The following is a 24,133-nucleotide window of genomic DNA, read 5'->3' as shown; positions in this document are numbered from 1 at the left end:
CCTGTTGGGCGGCGGCGGGGGCCGCGGCTGCGGCGGAGGCGAGCAGGGCGGCGGCGATCAGCGCTTTCATCGGGAACACTCGTTTTACGGGGCCGGCATCGCTATGGCGATGGGCGATGGATCGGGCAACTAGGGTCGGGCGGCACGCCGCCGATGGAACGATGCGCGCACTGTGTTGCGCGCTGATGACGTTGGCCTTGATGTGGGCGGGCGCGGCGCATGCCGATCTCGCGCCGGCGGACGGGCCGAAGCATCTCGCCATGCGGCTGGTCGCGGAGAGCGATACGCCGCGTGCCGGTGCGCCGGTGACATTGGCGATCGACACGCGGCCGGCGCCGGGCTGGCACGGCTATTGGCGCAATCCGGGCGATGCCGGCTTCGCGCCGTCCTTCGCCTGGACCCTGCCCAAAAGCGCGGCGGTCGACGGCGAGCCGCAATGGCCGGTGCCGACGACGCTGCTGATCGCCGGGCTGATGAACTATGTCTACGAGGCGCCTTATGCGCCGCTGGTGACCTTGAGGGTGCCGGCGGGGCTGGCGAAGGGCACGCCGCTGCCGGTGAAGCTGGCGATCAACTATCTCGTCTGCACCAATGCGATCTGCGTGCCCGAGCAGCAGGATCTCAGCCTCGACCTGACGATCGGTGACGGCGCGGCGGCGCATGGCGCGGACTTCGACCGCTGGCGCAGCGCGATCCCCAAGCCGCTCGACGCGGCGGGGACGTATCAGGTCAAGGACGGCAAGCTCGTCATCGCGGTGCCGCTGCCGGCGGCGGCGAAGGTGGAGAACCCCGCCTTCTTCCCGTTCGGCCCGGATATGGTCAAATATGCCGCACCGCAGACGGTGACGCGCGACGGCGACCGGCTGCTGATCGCCACCGAAGGCGCGCCCAAGGGGCGGATCGCCGGCGTGCTGCGCATCGGGCCGGACCTCGGGCTAAGCATCCACGCCGATGCCGGGACGGTGGCGCAGGCGAGCGATCGCAGCGGCTGGGCGGCGGCGCTGCTCGCCTTCGCCGGCGCGGTGCTCGGCGGGCTGATCCTCAACGTCATGCCCTGCGTCTTCCCGATCCTCAGCCTCAAGGCGCTGCACCTCGCCCGCGGCGGCGAGGACGAGCGCGCGGCGCGGATCGATGCGCTCGGTTATATGCTCGGCGCGGTGCTGATGTGCGTCGCGCTCGGCGGGCTGATCCTCGCCTTGCGTGCCGGCGGGTCGGTGGTCGGCTGGGCGTTCCAGTTGCAGGACCCGCGGATCGTCGTGCTGCTGATCGCGCTGACCTTCGCGATCACGCTCAACCTCGCCGGGCGGTTCGAGGTGCCGGTGCCGCAATTCGCGTCGCATGGCGGCGCGGCGGGGTCGGTGGCGACGGGGGCGCTGGCGGCGTTCGTCGCGACGCCGTGTTCGGGGCCGTTCATGGGCGCGGCGCTCGGTGCGGCGCTGGTGCTGCCGTGGCCGGCGGCGCTGGCGGTGTTCGCGGGGCTCGGGCTGGGGCTGGCGCTGCCGTTCCTGGCGATCGGCTTCGTGCCGGCGCTGCGGCGACGGCTGCCGCGGCCGGGGCTATGGATGGAGCGGTTCCGGCGCGTACTGGCGGTGCCGATGGCGCTGACCGTGCTGGCTTTGCTGTGGCTGGCGTGGCGGCAGGCGGGGGCGACGGGGCTTGCGATCGGCGTCGCGACGATGGTCGTCACCGGCGTGGTGCTGAGCCTCGGCGGGCGGCGGCAGAAGCGGGGCGAGGGCTTCGGCTGGGCGCTGGCGCTGGCGGCGCTGGTGGTGCCGGCGGGGCTGGCGGCGGCGCTGACCGGCGGCGCGGCCAAGCCCGCGGCGGTCGGCGGCGACGCGTTCAGCGAGTCGCGGCTGGCGGCGCTGCGCAAGGAGGGGCGGCCGGTGTTCGCCTATTTCACCGCTGACTGGTGCCTGTCGTGCAAGGTCAACGAGGCGTCGTCGATCGACACCGCGGCGACGCGCGCGGCCTTCGCGAAGAACAAGGTCGCGGTGCTGGTCGGCGACTGGACCGATGGCGATCCCGCGTTGGGACGGTTCATTCAGGCGCACAATCGCGCCGGCGTGCCGCTGTACCTCTATTACGCGCCGGGCGCCGCCGAGCCGCGCGTCCTGCCGCAGGTGCTGACCCCGGGAATGCTGGCGGGGCTGAAATAAGTTCTCCCCCAAACGGGGGCGGAATTTAGACGGTTAACGTCTTGCCAACCCTCTTGTGCGGCGCAGCGTTTCCTCGCAGCATGGAACTTGCATCACGTGGAGGGCTTTGACGTTCCGATGGGGAAACGACCGGCGTTCGACGAGATCATGGGGATGGACGGCGATACGCCGCCGCGCCCGGCCTTGGCTGCCCTCGGGCGCTGGCTGGAGGAGACGCCCGACGACGAACTGCGCCGGCGACAGGAGGCGGCGGAGACGACCTTCCGCCAGCTCGGCATCACCTTCGCGGTCTATGGCGATACCGATACGCGCGAGCGGATCATCCCGTTCGACATCGTGCCGCGCGTCTTCCTCGCCGACGAATGGTCGCGGCTGTCCGAAGGGCTGGTGCAACGGGTCGAAGCGATCAACGCCTTCCTCGACGACATCTATGGCGAGCGCCGCATCCTGAAGGACGGCGTGCTGCCCGAGGACCTGATCCTCGGCAATCCGCAATTCCGCCCCGAAATCGCCGGCATGCGGCCGCCGCACGGCATCTGGGCGCATATCTGCGGCATCGATCTGGTGCGCACCGGCCCGGACGAATTCTACGTGCTGGAGGACAATGCGCGCACGCCCTCGGGGGTGAGCTATATGCTCGAGAATCGCGAGGCGATGGTCCGCCTGTGCCCCGAGCTGTTCCGCGAATATCGCGTCGAACCGGTCGACAGCTATCCCGACCGGCTGCTCGAGACGATGAAGTCGGTGGCGCCGCGCGGCGGCGCGTCGGGGCCGGTGTGCGTGGTGCTGACGCCGGGCCATTACAATTCGGCCTATTACGAACACAGCTTCCTCGCCGATTCGATGGGGATCGAGCTGGTCGAGGCGGCGGATCTGGTCGTCGACGACGATATCGTGTGGATGCGCACGATCGCCGGGCGGGTGCGCGTCGACGTCATCTATCGCCGCGTCGACGACGATTATCTCGATCCTTTGGTGTTCCGCGCCGATTCGATGCTCGGCGTGCCGGGGCTGATCGCCGCTTATGCCGCGGGCAACGTCGCGATCATCAACGCGCCCGGCAACGGCATCGCCGACGACAAGGCGATCTATAGCTATATGCCGGAGATCGTGCGTTTCTATTCGGGCGGCGAGGCCAAGCTGCCGAACGTCGAGACGTGGCGCTGCCGCGAGCCGCAGGCGCTGCGCTACGTGCTCGATCATCTCGACGAGGTCGTCGTCAAGCTGGTCGACGGCTCGGGCGGCTATGGCATGCTGGTCGGGCCGACCGCGTCGCGCGCCGAGATCGAGGCGTTCCGCGCCGCGCTGATCGCCGAGCCGCACCGCTATATCGCGCAGCCGACGCTGGCGCTGTCGACGGTGCCGACGCTGGCCGACAGCGGCCTCAGCCCGCGCCACGTCGACTTCCGCCCGTTCGTGCTGAGCGGATCGAAGGGCGTGCAGGTGGTGCCCGGCGGGCTGACACGGGTGGCGCTCAAGGAAGGCTCGCTGGTGGTCAATTCGAGCCAGGGCGGCGGCACCAAGGACAGTTTCGTGCTGATGGCCGACAGTCCGTTCCAGCGGCAGACGCAGACGATGGGCGGGATGACGCAGGCGCAGGGGTTCGGGGTATGATGCTCTCGCGGACGGCGTCGTCGCTCTACTGGCTCGGCCGCTATATCGAGCGCGCCGATTTCTTCGCGCGGCTGATCGAGGCGACCGTGCGTCTCGACGTCATGTCGTCGCGCCCGGCAGGCGAGGTGGCCTGGTCGTCGGCGCTCGCCGTCACCGATACCGAGGCCGATTTCGCGGCGCATGGCGGCGAACTGACACAAAGCGACGTGGTGCGCTTCCTGACGCTCGACACCAGCCATGGCGGCTCGGTGATCCGCTGCCTCGATCGCGCGCGCAACAATGCCAAGGCGGTGCGCACCGCGCTGAGCCGCGAGGCATGGACCGCGATCAACCGCGCGTGGCTGGTGTTCGAGAACCGCCACCGGATCGGCGAGACGCAGGCGACGTTGAGCCTCGTCGAGGCGGTGAAGAACGAGACGCGCGGCTTCGAGGGCGCGGTGCACCAGATGCTGCGCAACCAGTCGCACTGGTTCATCCGGCTAGGACAGGCGGTCGAGCGCGCCGACAACAGTGCGCGACTGCTCGACGTCAAATACCATATCCTGCTGCCCGAGGGCGAGACGGTCGGCGGCGTCGTCGATCGCGACCAGTGGACGACGATCCTCCAGACCGTGTCGGCGGTCACCGCCTATCGCTGGCTCTATTCGGACGGGCTGACGCCGGCCAACGTCATCGACCTGCTGATCGCCAGCCGCGAACTGCCGCGCAGCCTCGTCGCCTCGTCCGAGATCACCGTCGACATCCTCGGCCTGCTCGCCGAGCGCACCGGCAGCCATGGCGAGGCGGACCGGATGGCGCGGATGCGCGCGGCGCGACTCGGCCGCACCCGCTCCGGCGAGGTGATCGCTAGCGGCCTGCACCAATATCTGCAGGCCTTCATCCGCGAGAACGGCCAGTTGCACGAGGCGATCGGCCGCCAGTTCCGGTTCGTCTGATGCGCCTGTCGATCGATCACCGCACCGTCTATCGCTTCAGCGAGCCGCAGAGCCGGCTGGTCCAGATGCTGCGCATGACGCCGGAGAACAGCCACGACCAGACGGTGGCGCGGTGGCGGATCGACGTCGATTGCGACGCCAGGATGCGGCGCGGGCGCGACGGCTTCGGCAATGCGGTCACGATGCTGTATGCCGAAGGGCCGATCGCCGATATCGAGATCGCGGTGCGTGGCGAGGTGCTGACCAGCCATTCCGACGGCGTCGTGCGCGGCGTCAACGAGGTGCTGCCGCCGGCGGTGTTCCTGCGCGCGACCGAAGCGACGCCGCGCGATCCGGATATTGCGGCGTTCGCCGCCGAGGTGACCGGCGCGGCGGACGGCGCGGTGGGCAAGCTGCACGCGCTCAATCGCGCGGTGAACGCCCGCTTCGCGGTCGATCGCACGCGGCCCGAGCCGGGATTGAGCGCCGCGGCGGCGTTCGCGCGCCCGGCGGCGACCTCGCGCGACCTGGCGCAGATCTTCACCGTGGCGGCGCGATCGCTCGGCCTGCCGGCACGCTACGTGTCGGGGTATAGCGTGGTCGAGGGTTCGCTGCGGCCGACGCCGCACGGCTGGGCGGAAGCGCATGTCGACGGGCTCGGCTGGGTCGGCTTCGATCCGTTCACCGGCCGGTCGCCGCAGGAAGAGAGCGTGCGCGTCGCGGCGGCGCTCGACGCCTCCGGCGCGGCGCCGGTGGCGGGATCGCGGCTCGGCGAGGGCGAGGAGGAACTCGACGTCGCGGTGACGGTGTCGGCGGCGCAATAGCCGCCTGTCCCATTGCGCAATTCCTAGCTCGCGATAGCTGGCTGTCGCATCTGGCCGCTCGTGCGAGCCTGTTGTCTTCCAAGCTTCCCCCGTCACCCCGGACTTGTTCCGGGGTCCACCGGGCCGCAAGAGCAGGGTCGAACCAAGCCTTCCTCCTCGCCGCGGGGTGGACCCCGGAACGAGTCCGGGGTGACGGGGTGGGTTTGGAGCACGAGCGACTTACACCTACGTCCCTATGCGATGGCCCTGCCCTGACGGGGAGGAATTGCGGCCGGCTTCTGCGAAAGTTTCCGGCGCGAAGGCACTGACGCAGGCCAGCTTCGTTGAGAGCGGGAACCATCCCTTCGATGCGAGACACCCCCATGACCGATACCCTGGCCCTGAACCCCGGCAACGGTGGCGAGACGCATCAGCGTACCGATGCCGATCATCCCGTGCTGACCACCAATCACGGCACGCCGGTGAGCGACAACCAGAACCAGCTCAAGGCCGGCGCGCGCGGCCCCGTTCTGCTCGAGGACGAAGTCTATCGCGAGAAGATCAACCATTTCGATCACGAGCGTATCCCCGAGCGGATCGTCCACGCCCGCGGCTCGGCGGCGCACGGCTATTTCGAATGCACCGAGAGCCTCGCCGACATCACCGTCGCCGACATGTTCCAGAAGAAGGGTCAGCGCACCGAGGTGTTCACCCGCTTCTCGACCGTCGCGGGCGGCGCCGGGTCGGTCGACACGCCGCGCGACGTGCGCGGCTTCGCGGTCAAATTCTACACGCGCGAAGGCAATTGGGACCTCGTCGGCAACAACATCCCGGTGTTCTTCATCCAGGATGCGATCAAATTCCCCGACCTGATCCACGCCGCCAAGATGGAGGCCGATCGCGGCTATCCGCAGGCGGCGACCGCGCACGACACCTTCTGGGACTTCATCAGCCTGATGCCCGAATCGACCCATATGATCATGTGGGCGATGTCGGACCGCACGCTGCCGCGCACCTTCGCCAATATGGAGGGGTTCGGCGTCCATACCTTCCGCTTCATCAACAAGGAGGGGAAGAGCACCTTCGTCAAGTTCCACTGGAAGCCGAAGGCGGGCCTCGCCTCGACGATCTGGGACGAGACAGTCAAGGTGGCGGGCGCCGATCCGGACTTCCAGCGCCGCAACCTGTTCGAGAGCATTGATCGCGGCGACTTCCCGACGTGGGAATTGGGCCTGCAGCTGTTCGACGAGGAGTTCGCCAACAGCCAGCCCTATGACGTGCTCGACGCGACCAAGATCATCCCCGAGGAAGTGCTGCCGGTGAAGATCGTCGGCCGGATGGTGCTCGATCGCTATCCCGACAATTTCTTCGCCGAGACCGAACAGGCGGCGTTCGTGCCGAGCCATGTCGTCCCCGGCATCGGCTTCTCCAACGATCCGCTGCTCCAGGGGCGGCTGTTCTCCTATACCGACACGCAATTGTCGCGCCTGGGCTCGGTCAATTTCCACCAGCTGCCGATCAATTCGGCCAAGGGCCGTGCGGCGGCGGCGGGCTGCCCGTTCCTGAACCAGCAGCGCGACGGTCACATGCAGATGGCGGTGCCCAAGGGCCGCGCCAATTACGAGCCGAACAGCCTCGCCAAGGTCGGCGAGGAAGCCGGCGCGCGCGAGGATCCGGACAAGGGCTACAAGACCTTCCCGTCGGAGGAAGAGGGCCAGAAGCTGCGCATCCGCCCGGAGAGCTTCGCCGATCACTATAGCCAGGCGCGGCTGTTCTTCCGCTCGATGGACCCGGCGGAACAGGCGCATATCGCCTCGGCGCTGGTGTTCGAACTGTCGAAGGTCGGGCTGGAGCACATCCGCACGGCGATGATGGCCAATCTGCGCAACGTCGACGAGGACCTCGCCGCGCGCGTCGCCGACGGGCTGGCGATGGACCTGCCGCCTGCGTCGCCGACCGCGGCACCGGTGCTCGACATGGACCCGTCGCCGGCGCTGCGGATCATCCGTGGGCCGCTCGAACGGCATACGCTGGAGGGCCGTTCGGTCGGTATCCTGATCGCCGATGGCAGCGATGCCGGGGCGCTCGCCTCGCTCAAGGATGCGGTGAAGGAGGCGGGCGGCCGTGCGGTGCTGGTCGCGCCCAAGGTCGGCAAGGTGCCGCTGTCGGACGGCTCGTCGGTCGCGGCGGACTCGCAGCTGTTCGGCCAGCCCTCGGCGACGCTCGACGCCTGTGCGGTCATCCTGTCGGAGGCGGCAACCGCCAAGCTCGTCAAGGAAGCCGCGGCGGTGCAATGGGTGATGGACGCCTTCGGCCATCTCAAGGCGATCGGCTTCAACGCCGAGGCCAAGCCGCTGCTCGACAAGGCTGGCGTCGAGGCGGACGAGGGCGTCACCGATCTCGGCGGCTTCGTCGAGGCGGCGAAGCAGCGCTATTGGGATCGCGAATCGAAGGTGCGCACGCTGGCGTGATGTCGATCCTTCGGGCCTCTCTTTCCCCGTCATGCCGGACTTGATCCGGCATCCCGCTTCCTCACCGTCCAAGGAAGCGGGACCCCGGCTCAGGGCCGGGGTGACGGGGTGGATTCGGGTATGTCCCGGTTAACCCGATCATAAGTCGGGGCGTTTATCGCCGGTCGCGTGAGACGCTGGCGGACTTCGATGATCGAACGGGGCTTCCTCGGGCTGGCATTGCTGGTCACCTCGTCGTGCGCGCCGCACCGTGAGGCGGCGACCGCGGGCGAACAGGCGCAGCCGGTGGCGAGCCCGCGGCAGTTGCTCCATGCCTTGGCACTCGATACGCCGGGGCTCGCGGGATTGCCCGCGACGCTGCGCGCTTCCGTCGCCGACGAGGCGGCGCCGGCGTTCGTGCAGGCCGCGCCCGCCTTCCTCGCGCAGGCGCAGAGCCAGGACGATGCGGCACGCGCCGCCGACTGCCTGACCGCCGCGGTCTATTATGAAGCGCGCTCGGAGCCGCTCGACGGCCAGCGCGCGGTGGCGCAGGTGGTGCTCAACCGGGTGCGCGACCGCGCCTTTCCGCACAGCGTCTGCGGCGTGGTGTTCCAGGGATCGCAGCGACGCACCGGCTGCCAATTCTCCTTCACCTGCGACGGATCGATGGACTATCGCCGCGACCCCGCCGCCTGGCAGCGCGCACGCGCGGTGGCCGAGGCGGCGCTGGCGGGCAGCGTCTATGCGCCGATCGGGGCCGCGACCTTCTATCACACCAATGCGATCCTGCCGTGGTGGGCGTCGAGCCTCGCGCGGATCGGCGCGGTCGGCGCGCATATCTTCTACCGCTGGCGCGGGGCGATGGAGGGGGCGTTGAGCTTTCGCGCCGCTTATGCCGGCGTCGAGCCGCTGCCGTTGCAACCCGATGTCGCCGACGCGGCGGCGCAGACCGCGGCGCTGTATCGCGACAGCGGCGCGGATGGCGGCGTCACCGTGCACCGCGGTCAGGTGGCGGCGATCGTCCGCCCCGATGCGCCCGCAGCCTCCGCGCCCGCAGCGATTGCGAACGCGGTCGCCGCGCCGCGGATCACCGTCGCCGCGGGGGTGCGCGTCCATCTCGGCAGCGTCGCGCCGCAGCGCTTCGTCACCGCCGGCGCGACGGTCGGCGAAGAGACCGACCCGGGCTGATCCGCCCGGTCAGGCGGGGGCGAGCGCCGGCTCGCGCGCCGGCGTGGCGACGACATCCTCCTCGGTGAGCAGCCGCCAGCCGTTCGGTCCGAGCACTTCGAGCGGGCGATAGCGCGTCTTGTACGCCATGCGCGCCGAGCCCTTCACCCAATAGCCGAGATAGACGAACGGCAGCCCGGCATCGCGGGCGCGGGCGATGTGATCCATGATGATGACGTTGCCGAGTCCCGGACGCGCCTCCGCCCCCTCCTCGTCGGCGGCGAAGAAGCTGTAGATCATCGACAATCCGTCCGCCTGCCGATCGGTGAGGCAGGCGCCGACCAGTTCGCCGCGCGATCCGTCGGTGGTGCGGGTGCGATATTCGACGATCATCGAATTGACCGGCGAATGCTCGATCATGTCGGCGTAATCGTCCTCGTCCATCCCGGCCATGCCGCCGCCGGGGTGGCGCGCGGCGAGGTAGCGGCGGAGCAACTGGAATTGCTCGTCGGTCGCCCATGGGCGGCAGACGGCGATTTCGAGGTCGCCGTTCCGGCGCAGCAGCTTGCGCTGGCTGGCGTTGGGCGCGAATTCCTGCGTGACGATGCGCACCGAGACGCAGGCGGTGCAGCCCGCGCAGGACGGACGATAGGCGACGCCCTGCGACCGGCGGAAACCGATCCGGCTGAGCGCGTCGTTGAGTTCACCGGCATGCGGGCCGCTCAATTCGGTAAAGACCTTGCGCTCCTGACGCCCCGGCAGATAAGGGCAGGGGGCGGGGGTCGTGACGAAAAAGCGCGGAAAACGAAAAGGCGCAGTCACCGCCGGCAATCCCCTGGAACGTGCCACGCGCGATGCGGTGCCGTCGATCTATGAATGCACCGCGGCGCGCTGCAAAGTGGCATTCGGATCAAAAAAGGTTAATTTCTGGCTAAGTGTGTTGCCGCAACCATAGTCGGCTCCAAAACGGGACGATGTTGCGCTGCAGGAACAAAGTTGGTAACCGGTCGTTCCCGGTATCCATTCCGCTTGGAGTTTTGTTTATGTCGAAGACTTTCGCTGGTTTGCTCGCCGCCTTGGCGATGATTGCCGCTCCGGTCGCTGCTAGCGCCGCGCCTGCCAACCCCGCCGCGTCGCTGTCGGTCGCCAAGTCGGTCCGCGCCAGCGCGCCGTCGTCGAAGAAGAGCGAGCTGGCCGGTGGCGGTCTCCTCGCCGCGCTCATCGTTGCCGGCGTGGTCGCGATCGGCGTCGTCGCCGTCGTGCAGGACGGCGATTCCGACAGCAACTAAGCTGACGGTTCGACCTGACGAAACGGGGGCTGCGCCACGGCGCGGCCCCCGTTTTCGTGTGGGTGGTGATTTCTGCGCCGCCTAGAGAGCTGGCGCATTTGGCAAAGGCGATGAGGTTCGATCGGCTTCCCCATCAGGGTCGTCACCCCGGACTTGTTCCGGGGTCCACCCGGCCGCGGGGGAACGGTGTCGGCTCAAGCCTTTCCCCTCGCCGCAGAGTGGACCCCGGAACACGTCCGGGGTGACGGGGTGGGTTTGGCAGACGGCGGGCTTACTCAAATCTTCTGATGCGTCAGCCCTTCCGAACGGCCTTACGCCTGTTCCACCATGCTCGTCTCATAGCCGCCGTCGCGCAGTGCGGCGATCAGGCGGTTGAGGTGGTCGCGGTCGCGCGCCTCGCATTCGATCTCGGTGAACAGGCCCTTGGCGGGCAGCGAGGTGAAGATGCGCTGGTGATAGACTTCGATGATGTTGACGCGCTGCGCGTCGAAGATGCGCGCGACATTGTACAATGCGCCCGGCTGGTCCTGCATCCGCACGCGCAACCGCGCCAGCCGCCCCGACCGCGCGAGGTCGCGCAGCAGCACGTTGGCGAGCAGCCGCGTGTCGATATTGCCGCCGCACAGGATGATGCCGACGGTGCGGCCCTTGAACCGCTCGGGATAGGCCATCAGCGCGGCGAGGCCGGCGGCGCCGGCGCCCTCTACGACCGTCTTCTCGATCTGGAGCAGCAGGCTGACCGCCTCCTCGAGATTGCGCTCGCCGACCAGCACGATGTCGTCGACCAGTTCGGCGACCATCCGCGCGGTGATGCCGCCCGGCTCCTTGACCGCGATGCCCTCGGCGAGCGTGTCGCCGGCGCAGGGCAGATCGGTGCCGTTGATCCGGTTGTACATCGACGGGAACAGTTCGGCCTGCACGCCGACCACCTCGATCGCATGATCCGCGGCGCGTGCGACGATCGACGTGCCCGAAATCAGGCCGCCGCCGCCGATCGGGATCAACAGCGTGTCGAGGCCCGGCACGTCCTCCAGCATTTCGACCGCCGCGGTGCCTTGACCGGCGATGACGCGCGGATCGTCGAACGGATGGACGAAGGTGAAGTCGCATTGCGCCTCGAGCACGCGGGCATGCGCATAGGCGGCGTCGAACGTCTCGCCCTCCAGCACGACCTTCGCCTTGTGGCCCTCGGTCTGCATCACCTTCACCGTCGGCGTGGTGCGCGGCATGACGATCGTCGCCGGGATACCCAGCCGGTTGGCGTGATAGGCGAGGCCCTGCGCATGATTGCCCGCCGAGGCGGCGATGACGCCCTTGGCGCGTGCTTCCGGCGACAATTGCAGCAAGGTGTTGAGCGCGCCGCGTTCCTTATAGGCGGCGGTGAACTGGAGGTTCTCGAACTTGAGATAGACCTTCGCGCCGGTCATCTCGCTCAGCGTCTTGCTGATCAGCGTCGGCGTGCGGACGATCGCGTCGCGGATGCGGGCATGGGCGGCGCGGACGTCATCGATGCTGACGGGCAAAGCGGTTGCGGCGGGGTTCGAGGCCATATCGGTCCCGCTAGACCATCTGGTGCGGCGGGGGAACACCGCTTATGCGGGACGGCATGGCACAATGGGTTATCAGCGGGCGCACCGGCGGCGTGCTCAAGGCGATGTTGCTGGCGACGGCATGGATGCTGCCCGCGGTGGCGGGGGCGGACGGGATCGTCGACAACGTCAACGGGCTGACGCTGGACAAGGACGGCAAGGTCGTCCGCTTCCAGGCGTTGCTGGTGACGCCCGACGGGCATGTCGCCAAATTGCTCGGTGCGAAGGACAAGCGTCCCGACAAGCTCGACTGGCGGGTCGATTTCAAGGGCAAGACGTTGCTGCCCGGGATGATCGACGCGCACGGCCATGTCATGGAACTGGGCTTTCGCGCGCTCGAACTCGATCTGTCCGAGACCAAGAGCCTCGCGGAGGCGCAGGCGAAGATCGCCGAATACGCCCGCACCAATCCCGACAAGGCGTGGATCATCGGGGGCGGCTGGAATCAGGAGGCCTGGGGTCTCGGCCGCTTCCCCACCGCCGCGGAGCTCGACGCGGCGGTCGGCGACCGGCCGGTGTGGCTCGCGCGCGCCGACGGTCATGCGAGCTGGGGCAACAGCGCCGCATTGAAGGCGGCGGGGGTGACCGCCAAGAGCGTCTCGCCCGCCGGCGGGCGGATCGAGAAGGGGGCAGGGGGCCAGCCCGCGGGCGTGTTCGTCGACGCCGCGCAGAGCCTCGTCGCCAAGGTGGTGCCGCAGCCGCTCGGCAAGGATCGCAACGCCGCCTTCGTCAAGGCGCAGACCATCCTGCTCAGTTATGGCGTCACCGCCACCGCCGACATGGGGACGAGCATCGAGGACTGGCTGACCTATCGCCGCATCGGCGATCTCGGCGGGCTGCGCGTGCGCATCATGAGCTACGGCATGGGCGTCGACACGACGGTGCAGATCGGCGGCACCGGGCCGACGCCGTGGCTGTACGCCGACAAGCTCAAGCTGGTCGGGGTGAAGCTCTATGCCGACGGCGCGCTGGGCTCGCGCGGCGCGTGGCTGAAGGCGCCCTATGCCGATGCGCCGGGCCAGTCGGGCGCGGGCTTCATGACCGACACGGTGCTGCGCAACCTGATGAGCCGCGCGGCGATGGACGGCTATCAGGTCGCGGTTCACGCGATCGGCGACCGCGCCAATGCCGAGGTGCTCGATGCGATCGACGAGATGGCGCAGACCTACAAGGGCGACCGGCGCTGGCGTGTCGAGCATGCGCAGATCGTCGATCCCGTCGACCTGCCGCGTTTCGGGAAATATGGCACGATCGCCTCGATGCAGCCGACGCACGAGACCGGCGACCGGGTGATGGCGGAGGCGCGGCTGGGGCCGCAGCGGCTGACCGGCGCCTATGCCTGGGCGTCGATGCTCAAGAACGGATCGAAGCTGGCGTTCGGATCGGACTATCCGGTCGAGCGACCCGATCCCTGGGCGGGCTGGGCGGCGTCGTTCACCCGGCAGGGCGCCGACGGCCAGCCGTTCGGCGGCTGGCGCCCGGAGGAAGCGGTGACGCGCGAACAGGGCTGGTGGGGCTTTACCGGCGGCGCGGCCTATGCCGGCTTCGCCGAGGATCGCATCGGCCGGCTCGCGCCGGGGATGCAGGCGGACTTCATCATCGTCGACCGCGATCCGTTGCTCGCCTCGCCCACCGACCTGCGCGCCACGAAGGTGCAGGAGACGTGGGTGGGCGGCTACAAGGTGTGGGAGCGGAAGTAACCGCTCCCGCGACGGTCAGAGTTCGGCACCGCCGGCGTCGATCATCTCGAGCGCATGCGCGAGGTGGACCGCGGCGATCTGCGCCGAGAAGGACTGCAATCCGTCGAGCAGCTCGAGCGCGTCGAGGATCATATATTTGGCGCTCAGCGCCGCTTGATTGGTCGCGGTATCGATTGCGGTCGGCATGGATATGATCCCCCCTGTTGGTAAGTCGTTTTTATTATACGATTCTCTAAAGGGATATTAACGTTTGGGAAGTCAGGCTTCCTGATCTCGATCAGGATTCGGGTTGGAAATGGTCGTTCCGGTGCGCGCCTGCGATCCTCACAACGCAACAAAAAAGCTGCGGCATTGGACATGCCGCAGCTCTTGTTCGCCGGACGTGGCGCAAATGTCAGATCAGGCGACTGCGCCAATTTCTTCTGGTTCGCGAAGCACATAGCCGCGACCCCAGACCGTCTCGATATAATTTTCGCCTTCGCAGGCGAGGCTGAGTTTCTTGCGCAGCTTGCAGATGAAGACGTCGATGATCTTCAGCTCGGGCTCGTCCATGCCGCCGTAGAGATGGTTAAGGAACATCTCCTTGGTCAGCGTCGTGCCCTTGCGCAGCGAGAGCAGCTCGAGCATCGCATATTCCTTGCCGGTCAGATGGACGCGGCTGCCGTCGACCTCGACCGTCTTGGCATCGAGATTGACCGCGAGCTTGCCGGTGCGGATGACCGACTGGCTGTGCCCCTTCGAGCGGCGGACGACGGCGTGGATACGCGCGATCAGTTCCTCGCGATGGAACGGCTTGGTGACGTAATCGTCGGCGCCGAAGCCGAAGCTGCGCACCTTCGAATCCATCTCGTTGATCCCCGACAGGATCAGCACCGGGGTCGCGACGCGGGCGACGCGCAGCTTCTTGAGCACGTCATAGCCGTGCATGTCCGGCAGATTGAGATCGAGCAGGATGATGTCGTAATCGTACAGCTTGCCGAGATCGAGGCCCTCTTCGCCCAGATCGGTGGTGTAGACGTTGAAGCCTTCGGTCCCGAGCATCAGCTCGATCGCCTTGGCGGTGGTCGGCTCGTCCTCGATCAACAGCACTCGCATCGCGTCGTCCCCTGCTGGCCATACCCTGAGCACCCCTGCTGCACGGCTCGACCCGATTCATTAACCAAAGAACATCTGAAGGCAAAAGGTTAATTAGGGTTTAATCCAGCGGCTGCCGGACCACATGGGTTAATCTTTTTTCACATCCTCGTCGGGATCCGTCGGCGTAAGGTCTGGACCCAGCAAGGTTTGATGGCGGCTGCGCGGAATATCCTCGCCCAGAACCTCGCGCAGGTAGAGGCTGCGCACGAGCGTAAAGATGACCACGAGCAGCGCGGCGGAGAAGAACAGGCCGAAGATGCCGAAGATCACGCCGATGCCGATGATCGCGAAGACGGTGATCGCCGGCGGGATCGAGATGACGCGCGCCTGTACATAAGGGGTGATGAAGTTGGTCTGGATCAGCCGCACTAGCGCATAAGTGACGAGCGTGCCGATCAGCGGCCCGGTCCCCTGCGTCGCGGCGAGGCCCAGCGCCGGGATCATCGCCGCGGTCGGGCCGATATAGGGGATGAACTCCGACAGGCCGGCGAGCAGGCCGAGCGCCGCGGCGGAGGGCACGCCCGAAATCCACAGCCCGACGCCGACCAGCACGCCCATGCTGGTCATCAGGATCAGCGACGAGCGCAGCCACAGCCGCAACGTCGAGCCGACGTCGAACAGCGCATCCTCGATCGCCGGCCGCTTGCCGCGCGGGATCAGGAACAGGAAGCCGCGCTGGTAGATGCCGGGATCGGCGGCGAAGAAGGCGGCGCCGACGAGCAGCAGCAGGCTGTTGAGCAACAGCTCGCCGCCGCCCTGGACGAGCCCGCTGACGTCCTGCGCGGCCTGCGAACCGGCATAGGCCTGTTGCACCGCGTCGACGATCTTGGCGCCGACCGGACTGCGCGACGCCCAGGCGGCAAGCTGATCGAGCAGGCCGGGCAATTGCGTGACGAGCACGTTGACCTGTTCGCGGAACTGCACCCCGAACAGCCAGACGAGGAAGGCGACGATACCGAAGGCGGTGGCGATGCCGAGGCCGAGCGACGCCTTCTCGGGGACGCGCAGGTGATCGCGATAGAGATCGGCGATCGCGTGGATCGCGATCGCGCCGAGCATCGAGCCGAAGGCGAGGATGAGCAGATTGCCCGCCTTGAACAAAGCCGCGGCGACCGCGGCGATGACGAGGATGTAGAGGATGCGGCGGATGAAGCGGGCGTCGTCCGCATCGGGGGCGAGACGGTTCACGCGCGCGCCCGGCCGGGAGATCGTACGCAGGCGGCGGTGGTCACGGACGTCTCTCCCCGGCGCTGCGATTCGGCGCGCCGCAGGTGTAACGTATAACCGGCGAAACGGGTGCAGGACCTTCGTCGTCGCGGGCCTGCCTGCGTCGGTGGGGTTTCGCCGGCGCGGCGGCGGTTGTACGGAGCGGCGCAACATCGTGGCGTCCTTGCGTTTTCCGGCGCCCTTCCTCTTACCGAAAGAGCTCCTCATGAAACTCTGCCGCTTCGGCCAGCCCGGCCAGGAACAGCCCGGCCTCGTCGACGATGCCGGTCGCATCCGCGACCTGTCGGGCGTGGTCGCCGACATCACCGTCGATGCGATCCCTGCGGTGCGCGCCGCGGACGTCGCGGCGCTGCCGGTGGTCGACGGGACGCCGCGCTACGGCGTGCCGGTCAAGGGCATCGGCAAGATCGTCGCGGTCGGCCTCAACTATCGCGATCATGCGATCGAATCGAACCTGCCGATCCCGACCGAGCCGATGATGTTCATGAAGGCGCTGTCGAGCCTGTCCGGCCCGAACGACGACGTCATGCTGCCCAAGGATTCGACGCACAGCGACTGGGAGGTCGAGCTGGGCGTGATCATCGGCAAGACCTGCCGCTACGTGTCCGAGGATGCGGCGCTCGACCATGTCGCCGGCTATGTGCTCGCCAACGACGTGTCTGAGCGGTTCAACCAGAAGCAGCGCGGCACGCAATGGTCGAAGGGCAAGGGCCACGACACCTTCTGCCCGGTCGGCCCGTGGCTGGTCACGCCCGACGAGATCGGCGACGTGCAGGCGCTCGCCATGCACCTCGACGTCAACGGCGCGCGGATGCAGACCGGCAATACCAGCACGATGATCTTCGATCTCAAGCAGCTGATCAGCTACGTCAGCGAATATGTCACCTTGCTGCCGGGCGACCTGCTGATCACCGGCACCCCGCCGGGCGTCGGCGAGGGCAAGAAGCCGCAATCGATCTACCTCAAGGCGGGCGACGTGATGGAGCTGGCGATCGACCGGCTTGGCACGCAGCGCCAGCAGGTGGTCGCGTGGCGCCATCCCGGCGACGCGGCACGGGCCTGAACCGACAAATGCCGAATCGTTGGTGGCGCAACACAGTGCTCCTGCGAAAGCAGGAGCCTAGTGCCAAGTAGAACACCGTCTTATGGTGATCGGGACTCCTGGGCTCCTGCTTTCGCAGGAGCACCGGGGGCAGCTTTGCACGGGTCTCCGACCGATCCGGCGTGACGGGAATGGGAACACTGCACACCCGCCCGGACGGACTCGTGCGACTATTCTGTGGTCACGCGGGATCGGAACGGGCGTTGCCCTCGCCGGCGTCGGCGATCAGTTGCGCGTAGCAGCGCGCCAGTTCGAGATGGACGCGGCGCCCGTCGGTATCGCGCGCGCGCTCGGCGAGCTGTCGTTCCTGGCGTTCGCGGCGGACATAGAATTCGATATCGGCTGACATCTGCATGGCGCGCCTCCCGTTCGAAATCATTCCCCGCCGCTCTGGGTCTGCGCGGCAGGCAATTCATCTATAACGGTTTTTTCGCAATTTCGAATTCAATTGGATCAATCCGGCGACGCTATCCCACGTCGTCGAGCGGCAGCGCGATAGCGCATCGCATGCCGCGATCGGCGAAATCGAGCGTCACCGTCGCGTCGACTTCGTAACGCAGGCTGCGGGTGAGCAGTTCGAGCCCGAAGCCCTCGCCGACCGGCGCCATGACGCCGCCGGCGGGCAGATCCTCGTGCCACTGGATGTGGAGCTGGCGTCCGCCTTCGTCGTCGTCGCCGCCCGCGGTCGACCAGCGGATGTCGAGGCGGCCGTCGTCGCGGCGCAGCGCGCCGTGCTGGACGGCATTGTCGGTCAGTTCGTGGAAGGCGATGCCAAGCTGATCGGCGAGCCGCGGCGGCAGCCGCACCTCGGGGCCGCCATAGCCGACGCGGCCGCCGACCTGATGCGCGAGCAGCGCGTCGGCAAGCAGTCCCTCCAGGTCGACGCCCTGGTCGCCGGCGCGCATGATATGGCTCTGCGTCCGCGCGAAAGCGGCGAGACGGCCATCGAAATGGTTGCGATAGTCCTCCACCGTATCGCTATTCTCCGCGGTGCGCCGCGCGATCGAGCGGATGATCGCCATCGCGTTGCGGATGCGATGGTGGAGCGCGGCCCGCAGCCGGCCTTCGCCGGCGAGTCGCTGGTGCAGGTCGGAAATGTCGATCGCGCTGCCGCGCCAATCGTCGGTGCCGTCGCCGGCGGGCCTGCCCTGCACGCGCAGCCAGCGATACTCGCCCGTCGCGACCGCGCGCACGCGCAGATCGGCGCTGAACAGCCGGGTCGTGCGCGCGCGATACCAGCCGGCGGTGAGCACGGCATGATCGTCCGGATGAAGGCAGGCGAGCCAGCCGCTTCCGGCGCGCTCCGCCGCGCTTTGCCCGGTCAGCGACGACCAGGCGGCGGCGAAGGCGAGGCTGCCCCCCTCGGCGGCGGCGTGCCAGTCGATCGGGCCGCACGCGGCGGGTGGGTCGGCAGCGGTGGCGACGATGGCGGGAGGATTACCCGTTGGCATCCAGATGCCGTCCTTCGTGATCGAGGTGGAGATAGGCCGGATTGAACATCGCGACATCGCACAGCCCGTCAAGATCGAGCGCCTCGAACTCGCGCCCCTTCCAGCGGATCAGGTTGCGGGAGCGCAGCTCCTGCACCATCCGGTTGACGTGAACCGGCGTCATCCCTGTCGCTTCGGCCAGGTCGGTCTGGGTCAGCGGGATCTCGCAGCGCGCGCCGTCGACCATGCCGACGACGCGCAGGCGGAAGATCAGCTCGCAAAAGAGGTGCGACAGCCGCTCCAGTGCATCGCGCTGGCCCAGATTCACCGTCCACTCGCGCTGGATCGCCGCGCCGGTCAGCGCGTCCCACCACAAGGCCTGATTGACGCGCGGGCCGAGCGCTGCCAGCGCCTCGATCTGGTCGCGCGGGATCTCGACGTAGCGCACGGGGGTCAGCGCGCCGACCGAATGATCCATTTCGCGCAGGATATAGCCATGCACGTCGCAGAGGTCGCCGGGCAGGTGGAAGGCGATGATCTGTCGCCGCCCGTCCTCCAGCGTCTTGTAGCGGAACGCCCAGCCGTCGACGATCAGATTGACGCCGCGCGGACGATCGCCCTCGCGGATCAGGTCGCGGCGCTGGCGTACCGCGAGCGGCGGTCCCGCGCACGCCGTCTCGATCGCCGCGCGTTCGTCGTCGGCGAACACGACATAATGCTGCAGCCGGGTGATCAGGCGATTGGCGAGTGGCGCAGGTGACATGGTGAAACTTGACAGCATTTGTCGCTTCTGCTCGCTTACCCATGTTAAAGCCGCCGGCGCCTGATTCATTATCCCTTGTTTTACAGGGAGTAGCTCAATGACATCAGCAGCAGCATCACCGCTGGCCGGGCGATCCATCCTCATCGTCGAGGACGAATATCTGATCGCGGACGATCTGGCGCGTGATTTGCGCGCGGTCGGCGCGCAGGTGGTCGGGCCGGTCGCCTCGCTGCCGCAGGCGATGCGGCTGCTCGCCGAGGCCGAAGCGCCCGATGTCGCGATCCTCGACATCAACCTGCGCGAGACGTTGGTCTATCCGCTGATCGACCGTTTGCTCGCGGCCGAGGTGCGCGTGCTGATCACCAGCGGCTATGACGCGGCGATCATCCCGGACCGCTATCGCGCGCTGCCACGCTGCGACAAGCCGGTGTCGACCGGCCATCTCCGCGCCGCGGCGGAGCAAGTGTGGACCGGCGCCACGGTATCGCTGCCGACGCCCTGACGGCGCATCCCGGACGGCGCCGCCGCCGAAATTCCTCCCCAGCTAGGGCAGGGCATTCGCATATGGCTGCGCTGATGAGGCTCGATCGGTTTCCTCATCAGATTCGTCACCCCGGACTCGTTCCGGGGTCCACCAGGCCGCAAGAGAACGGTGTCGAATCAAGCCTTTCTCCTCGCCGCAGGGTGGACCTCGGAACAAGTCCGGGGTGACGGGGTGGGCGTGGAAGACGACAGGCTCGCACGAGCGTCAATATGCGATTGCCCTGCCCTAGCGAGGTAGGAATTTATCGCTTGGCAATCGGCCCGGACGAATCCTTGGGGGCCCGCATGTCGCCTCATCCCTTCACGAAAAAGGGGTCCGGCATCGCTGCCGAACCCCTCTTGCTCACGTCGATCCGCAGGATCAGTCGCGCGTTTCGGTCAGGAACGCCGGCGCGAACTCGGGCGCGGGGCCGTCGTCGTTGCCGCCGCCGTTGCGCGGACCGCGATCGCCGCCCTCGCCGCGGGGACCACGGTCGCCGCCGTCGCGACGCGGACCACGGCCACCGCCGTCACGTCCGCCGCCGTCGCGACGCGGGCCACGGTCGCCACGGCCACCGCCGTCACGATCGCCGCCGCCGCTGCGCGGGCCGCGCGGACCACGGTCACCACCTTCGCGGGGCTCACGTGCCGGACGCGTGTCCTCCAGCTCGGCGCCGGTTTCCTGGTCGACGACGCGCATCGACAGGCGGACCTTGCCGCGCGGATCGATCTCGAGGACCTTGACCTTGACGGCCTGGCCTTCCGAGAGGACGTCCGAGACCTTCTCGACGCGCTCGTTCTTGATCTCCGAGACGTGGACGAGACCGTCCTTGCCGCCCATGAAGTTCACGAAGGCGCCGAAATCGACGAGGTTGACGACCTTGCCGTCATAGACCTTGCCGACTTCCGCTTCCTCGACGAGGCCCTTGATCCACTTGATCGCGGCCTCGATCTGCGCCGGATCGGACGAGGAGACCTTGATGACGCCCTCGTCGTCGATGTCGACCTTGGCGCCGGTCTGCGCGACGATCTCGCGGATCACCTTGCCGCCGGTGCCGATGACTTCGCGGATCTTCGACTTGTCGATCGAGAAGGTCTCGATGCGCGGCGCGTGCGCCGACAGCTCCGAGCGGGTCTCGCCCAGCGCCTTGGCCATCTCGCCGAGGATGTGCGCGCGGCCCTCATGCGCCTGTGCCAGCGCGACCTTCATGATCTCTTCGGTGATGCCGGCGATCTTGATGTCCATCTGCAGCGAGGTGATGCCCTCGCTGGTGCCGGCCACCTTGAAGTCCATGTCGCCGAGGTGATCCTCGTCGCCGAGGATGTCCGACAGGACGGCGAAGTCCTTGCCCTCGAGGATCAGGCCCATCGCGATGCCCGACACCGGGCGCTTCAGCGGCACGCCGGCATCCATCATCGACAGCGAACCGCCGCACACCGTCGCCATCGACGACGACCCGTTGCTCTCCGTGATGTCGCTGGTGACGCGGATCGTGTAGGGGAATTCCTCCTTGGTCGGCAGCACCGGGCGCAGCGCGCGCCATGCCAGCTTGCCGTGACCGACCTCGCGACGGCCCGGCGCGCCGAAGCGGCCGACTTCACCGACCGAATAGGGCGGGAAGTTATAGTGGAGCATGAAATTCTGGTACGACAGGCCGCCGAGGCCGTCGATCATCTGCTCCGCGTCGCGGGTGCCGAGCGTGGTGGTCGCGATCGTCTGCGTCTCGCCACGCGTGAACAGCGCCGAACCGTGCGCGCGCGGCAGGAAGTGGACTTCCGCCTCGATCGGACGGACCGTCTTGGTGTCGCGACCGTCGATGCGGCGGCCGGTCTTGAGGATCGCGGTGCGGACGATGTCCGCCTCCAGCTTCTTCACCAGCTTGAGGCTGGCGAGATAGGCCTGGGGATCGCTGTCCTTGAGGTCGGCCATGCCTTCACGTGCTTTCGCACGGGCTTCGTTGATCGCGGTCTGGCGGGCCTGCTTGTCGGTCAGCTTGTACGCCGCCTCCAGGTCCTTGCCGATCAGCTTCTTGAGCTTGGCCTTCACGCCGGCGCTGTCGTCCTGGACCTTCAGTTCCCAGGGCTCCTTGGCGGCCTGTTCGGCGAGCTTGATGATCGCGTCGATGACCTGCTGCGACGCGCGATGCGCGAACATCACGGCGCCGAGCATGACGTCTTCCGACAGCTCGTTGGCTTCGGACTCGACCATCATCACCGCGTCGTGCGTCGCCGCGACCATCAGGTCGAGGTCGCCGTTGGCGACTTCGGCGTCCGACGGATTGAGCTGATACTCGCCGTCCTTATAGCCGACGCGTGCCGCGCCGATCGGGCCCATGAAGGGCACGCCCGACAGCGTCATCGCCGCCGAGGCGGCGATCATCGCCAGCAGATCGGGCTCATTCTCGCCGTCATAGCTGAGCACCTGCGCGATGCAGTTGATCTCGTTGTAGAAGCCCTCGGGGAACAGCGGGCGGATCGGACGATCGATCAGGCGGCTGACCAGCGTCTCACGCTCGGTGGCGCCGCGCTCGCGCTTGAAGAAGCCGCCGGGGATGCGGCCGCTGGCGGAGAATTTCTCCTGATAATGGACGGTCAGCGGGAAGAAATCCTGGCCTTCCTTCACCGACTTCGCCGCGGTGACGGCGCAGAGCACGACCGTCTCGCCGAGCGTCGCGATCACCGCGCCGTCGGCCTGGCGGGCGACCTTGCCCGTTTCGAGGGTCAGCGTCTGGCCGCCCCACTCGATCGATACCTTCTTGGCATTGAACATGTATTTTCCTTCACTCCCCGAGCCAGATGCTGCGGGGGGCCTGTCTGCGGGCTAAGCCGGCCCGCGTCGGTATGGAGCGTCTTGTCGCTCCCGTGGATCGGGGCCGAATTGCCCGTCTCCGCTACCCGGCTCATGCCGGTATTCGTGAATTCGTGATGTCCGCCTGTAGCACGGACATATGAAAAGGGCGACCCGAAGGCCGCCCTCATCGTTACTTGCGAAGGCCGAGCTTCGCGATCAGGTCGAGGTACCGCTGACCGTCGGTCTTGCGGAGATAGTCGAGCAGCGAGCGCCGCTTGTTGACCATCATCAGCAGCCCGCGGCGCGAATGGTTGTCCTTCTTGTGACCCTTGAAATGCTCGGTCAGGTTCTTGATGCGCTCCGACAGGATCGCGACCTGGACTTCCGGCGAACCGGTGTCGCCTTCCTGGCGCGCATGTTCCTTGACGACTTCGGCCTTGCGCTCTGCGGTAATGGTCATGTGTCAGTCCTCGACATCGTTCAAAGGTTGAAGCCACGGACGACGCGGGCCTCTGCGGCCTCGACCTCTATCAGCGCGACCGGGATATCCCCGTCACACGCGAAATATTGGCCATCGTCCCTGTCGATCCCGCTCAGAACGCGCCCCTGGCGGAGCGCCCCTGCCTGTTCGGGGGTGAGGGATAGAGCCGGGATGTCGTCCAGCCCCGCCCTCAATGGCAGGATTACCTGTTCAAGGCTGCGCGCCATACCGGCTTCGGCCAATTTGTCCAGCGATATCGCGGGGGCGAGGTCGAACGGCCCCGCCTTGGTGCGGCGGAGCATGGTGACGTGACCGACCGTGCCGAGCGCCAGCGCGACGTCGCGCGCGAGGGAGCGGATATAAGTGCCCTTGGAGACGTGCGCGGTGAGGGTGATCTCTCCCAATTCCTCCCCGGCACGGGGAGGGGGACCATCCGCAGGATGGTGGAGGGGGGCTTCCTCCCGCGAAACCGTTTGGGGAGGCCCCCCTCCACCATCCGCTGGCGCGGACGGTCCCCCTCCCCGTGCCGGGGAGGAATATAGCGCGTGGATCGTCACCTGCCGCCCGGCCAGCACCACCTCTTCCCCGGCTCGCGCCAAGTCATACGCCCGCGCGCCGTCGACCTTGAGCGCCGAATAGGCCGGCGGCACCTGCGTGATCGGCCCGGTGAAGCGCGGCAGCACCGCCGCGACCTGGGCCGCGGTCGGCCGCACGTCGGAGGTCGCGATCACCGCCCCCTCCGCATCGAGCGTATCGGTCTGCTCGCCGAAGCGAATCGTGAAATCGTAGACCTTGTCGCTGTCGAGCATCCGCCCGGCGAGCTTGGTCGCCTCGCCCACCGCGACCGGCAGCACCCCGGTCGCCAGCGGATCGAGCGTGCCGCCATGGCCGACCTTGAACTTGCCGTAGCCGCCCTGCCGCAGCGCGCGCTTGACCGCGGAGACGACCTGCGTGCTGCCCAGCCCCAAGGGCTTGTCGATGATGATCCAACCGTGCAT

21 protein-coding genes are annotated in these 24,133 nt (G+C 67.6%); 10 read left to right on the top strand and 11 right to left on the bottom strand.

The window, feature by feature from the left end; genetic code table 11:
• The first annotated feature begins 161 nt into the window (after positions 1-161).
• From FFS23_RS13985 to FFS23_RS13960, 6 genes are all read left to right on the top strand, one after another.
• The gene (locus FFS23_RS13985; RefSeq protein ID WP_137899077.1) at positions 162-2,156 is read left to right on the top strand and encodes a protein-disulfide reductase DsbD domain-containing protein; all 1,995 of its coding nucleotides are present in this window, start codon (positions 162-164) and stop codon (positions 2,154-2,156) included.
• A 117-nt stretch (positions 2,157-2,273) separates the two neighbouring features.
• The gene (locus tag FFS23_RS13980) at positions 2,274-3,770 is read left to right on the top strand and encodes a circularly permuted type 2 ATP-grasp protein (RefSeq protein ID WP_137899076.1); all 1,497 of its coding nucleotides are present in this window, start codon (positions 2,274-2,276) and stop codon (positions 3,768-3,770) included.
• Positions 3,770-4,705 (top strand): alpha-E domain-containing protein, encoded by a 936-nt coding sequence (locus FFS23_RS13975; protein WP_038667203.1) that lies wholly within the window; start codon positions 3,770-3,772, stop codon positions 4,703-4,705. Before FFS23_RS13980 ends, FFS23_RS13975 begins: the two co-directional genes overlap by 1 nt.
• The gene (locus tag FFS23_RS13970; protein WP_137899075.1) at positions 4,705-5,508 is read left to right on the top strand and encodes a transglutaminase family protein; all 804 of its coding nucleotides are present in this window, start codon (positions 4,705-4,707) and stop codon (positions 5,506-5,508) included. Before FFS23_RS13975 ends, FFS23_RS13970 begins: the two co-directional genes overlap by 1 nt.
• A 362-nt stretch (positions 5,509-5,870) precedes the next feature.
• On the top strand, positions 5,871-7,958 hold the full coding sequence (locus FFS23_RS13965; RefSeq protein ID WP_137899074.1) for a catalase: 2,088 nt from the start codon (positions 5,871-5,873) through the stop codon (positions 7,956-7,958).
• Positions 7,959-8,126: 168 nt separating this feature from the next.
• Positions 8,127-9,125 carry a cell wall hydrolase gene (locus FFS23_RS13960; RefSeq protein WP_249340685.1) on the top strand — a complete coding sequence of 333 codons (999 nt, stop codon included), beginning with the start codon at positions 8,127-8,129 and terminating at the stop codon, positions 9,123-9,125.
• A 9-nt stretch (positions 9,126-9,134) separates the two neighbouring features.
• Here the strand turns inward: FFS23_RS13960 and FFS23_RS13955 are convergent, their stop codons facing one another.
• A complete protein-coding gene (locus FFS23_RS13955; protein WP_137899073.1) occupies positions 9,135-9,926 on the bottom strand; it encodes an arginyltransferase in 792 nt (263 codons plus the stop codon).
• A 221-nt stretch (positions 9,927-10,147) separates the two neighbouring features.
• On the opposite strand from FFS23_RS13955, the gene FFS23_RS13950 reads away from it, so the two are divergent.
• Positions 10,148-10,393: a hypothetical protein gene (locus FFS23_RS13950; RefSeq protein WP_137899072.1), complete on the top strand. Its 246-nt coding sequence runs from the start codon at positions 10,148-10,150 to the stop codon at positions 10,391-10,393.
• A gap of 311 nt (positions 10,394-10,704) precedes the next feature.
• Here the strand turns inward: FFS23_RS13950 and FFS23_RS13945 are convergent, their stop codons facing one another.
• On the bottom strand, positions 10,705-11,943 hold the full coding sequence (locus FFS23_RS13945; RefSeq protein WP_137899071.1) for a threonine ammonia-lyase: 1,239 nt from the start codon (positions 11,941-11,943) through the stop codon (positions 10,705-10,707).
• Positions 11,944-12,047: 104 nt separating this feature from the next.
• On the opposite strand from FFS23_RS13945, the gene FFS23_RS13940 reads away from it, so the two are divergent.
• Positions 12,048-13,682 (top strand): amidohydrolase, encoded by a 1,635-nt coding sequence (locus FFS23_RS13940; protein ID WP_137899078.1) that lies wholly within the window; start codon positions 12,048-12,050, stop codon positions 13,680-13,682.
• A gap of 15 nt (positions 13,683-13,697) precedes the next feature.
• On the opposite strand, the gene FFS23_RS20150 is transcribed toward FFS23_RS13940, so the two are convergent.
• The 3 genes from FFS23_RS20150 to FFS23_RS13930 all read right to left on the bottom strand — a co-directional run bounded on the left by FFS23_RS20150 (position 13,698) and on the right by FFS23_RS13930 (position 16,007).
• The gene (locus FFS23_RS20150; RefSeq protein WP_156143826.1) at positions 13,698-13,868 is read right to left on the bottom strand and encodes a hypothetical protein; all 171 of its coding nucleotides are present in this window, start codon (positions 13,866-13,868) and stop codon (positions 13,698-13,700) included.
• A 213-nt stretch (positions 13,869-14,081) separates the two neighbouring features.
• On the bottom strand, positions 14,082-14,777 hold the full coding sequence (ctrA, locus tag FFS23_RS13935) for a response regulator transcription factor CtrA (protein WP_038663154.1): 696 nt from the start codon (positions 14,775-14,777) through the stop codon (positions 14,082-14,084).
• A 129-nt stretch (positions 14,778-14,906) separates the two neighbouring features.
• Entirely contained in the window at positions 14,907-16,007 is a 1,101-nt protein-coding gene (locus FFS23_RS13930; protein ID WP_137899070.1) for an AI-2E family transporter, read from the bottom strand.
• Between the two features lie 244 nt (positions 16,008-16,251).
• On the opposite strand from FFS23_RS13930, the gene FFS23_RS13925 reads away from it, so the two are divergent.
• Complete coding sequence (locus tag FFS23_RS13925; protein ID WP_137899069.1) at positions 16,252-17,109, top strand: 2,4-didehydro-3-deoxy-L-rhamnonate hydrolase; 858 nt, start codon at positions 16,252-16,254, stop codon at positions 17,107-17,109.
• Positions 17,110-17,329: 220 nt separating this feature from the next.
• Here FFS23_RS13925 and FFS23_RS20145 read toward each other — a convergent pair whose 3' ends face one another.
• The 3 genes from FFS23_RS20145 to FFS23_RS13915 form a co-directional block, all read right to left on the bottom strand.
• Positions 17,330-17,503: a hypothetical protein gene (locus FFS23_RS20145; protein WP_171009499.1), complete on the bottom strand. Its 174-nt coding sequence runs from the start codon at positions 17,501-17,503 to the stop codon at positions 17,330-17,332.
• A gap of 112 nt (positions 17,504-17,615) precedes the next feature.
• Positions 17,616-18,599: a sensor histidine kinase gene (locus FFS23_RS13920; RefSeq protein WP_171009498.1), complete on the bottom strand. Its 984-nt coding sequence runs from the start codon at positions 18,597-18,599 to the stop codon at positions 17,616-17,618.
• Positions 18,586-19,341, bottom strand: a complete 756-nt coding sequence (locus FFS23_RS13915; RefSeq protein ID WP_137899067.1) for a Crp/Fnr family transcriptional regulator — start codon at positions 19,339-19,341, stop codon at positions 18,586-18,588. Before FFS23_RS13915 ends, FFS23_RS13920 begins: the two co-directional genes overlap by 14 nt.
• 97 nt (positions 19,342-19,438) lie before the next feature.
• On the opposite strand from FFS23_RS13915, the gene FFS23_RS13910 reads away from it, so the two are divergent.
• Entirely contained in the window at positions 19,439-19,843 is a 405-nt protein-coding gene (locus FFS23_RS13910; RefSeq protein WP_137899066.1) for a response regulator, read from the top strand.
• A gap of 402 nt (positions 19,844-20,245) precedes the next feature.
• Here the strand turns inward: FFS23_RS13910 and pnp are convergent, their stop codons facing one another.
• The 3 genes from pnp to truB all read right to left on the bottom strand — a co-directional run bounded on the left by pnp (position 20,246) and on the right by truB (position 24,133).
• Positions 20,246-22,633 carry a polyribonucleotide nucleotidyltransferase gene (gene pnp / locus FFS23_RS13905; RefSeq protein WP_137899065.1) on the bottom strand — a complete coding sequence of 796 codons (2,388 nt, stop codon included), beginning with the start codon at positions 22,631-22,633 and terminating at the stop codon, positions 20,246-20,248.
• A 211-nt stretch (positions 22,634-22,844) separates the two neighbouring features.
• Positions 22,845-23,114, bottom strand: coding sequence for a 30S ribosomal protein S15 (gene rpsO, locus FFS23_RS13900; RefSeq protein WP_038663138.1), 270 nt, complete (start codon positions 23,112-23,114; stop codon positions 22,845-22,847).
• A 20-nt stretch (positions 23,115-23,134) separates the two neighbouring features.
• On the bottom strand, positions 23,135-24,133 hold the full coding sequence (gene truB, locus FFS23_RS13895; RefSeq protein WP_137899064.1) for a tRNA pseudouridine(55) synthase TruB: 999 nt from the start codon (positions 24,131-24,133) through the stop codon (positions 23,135-23,137).

It is taken from the genome of Sphingomonas sp. 2SG, from assembly GCF_005503285.1.
GTDB lineage: Bacteria > Pseudomonadota > Alphaproteobacteria > Sphingomonadales > Sphingomonadaceae > Sphingomonas > Sphingomonas taxi.
Note: the sequence above shows the minus strand (reverse complement) of the source record. Positions and strands in the feature narration are given on the sequence as shown.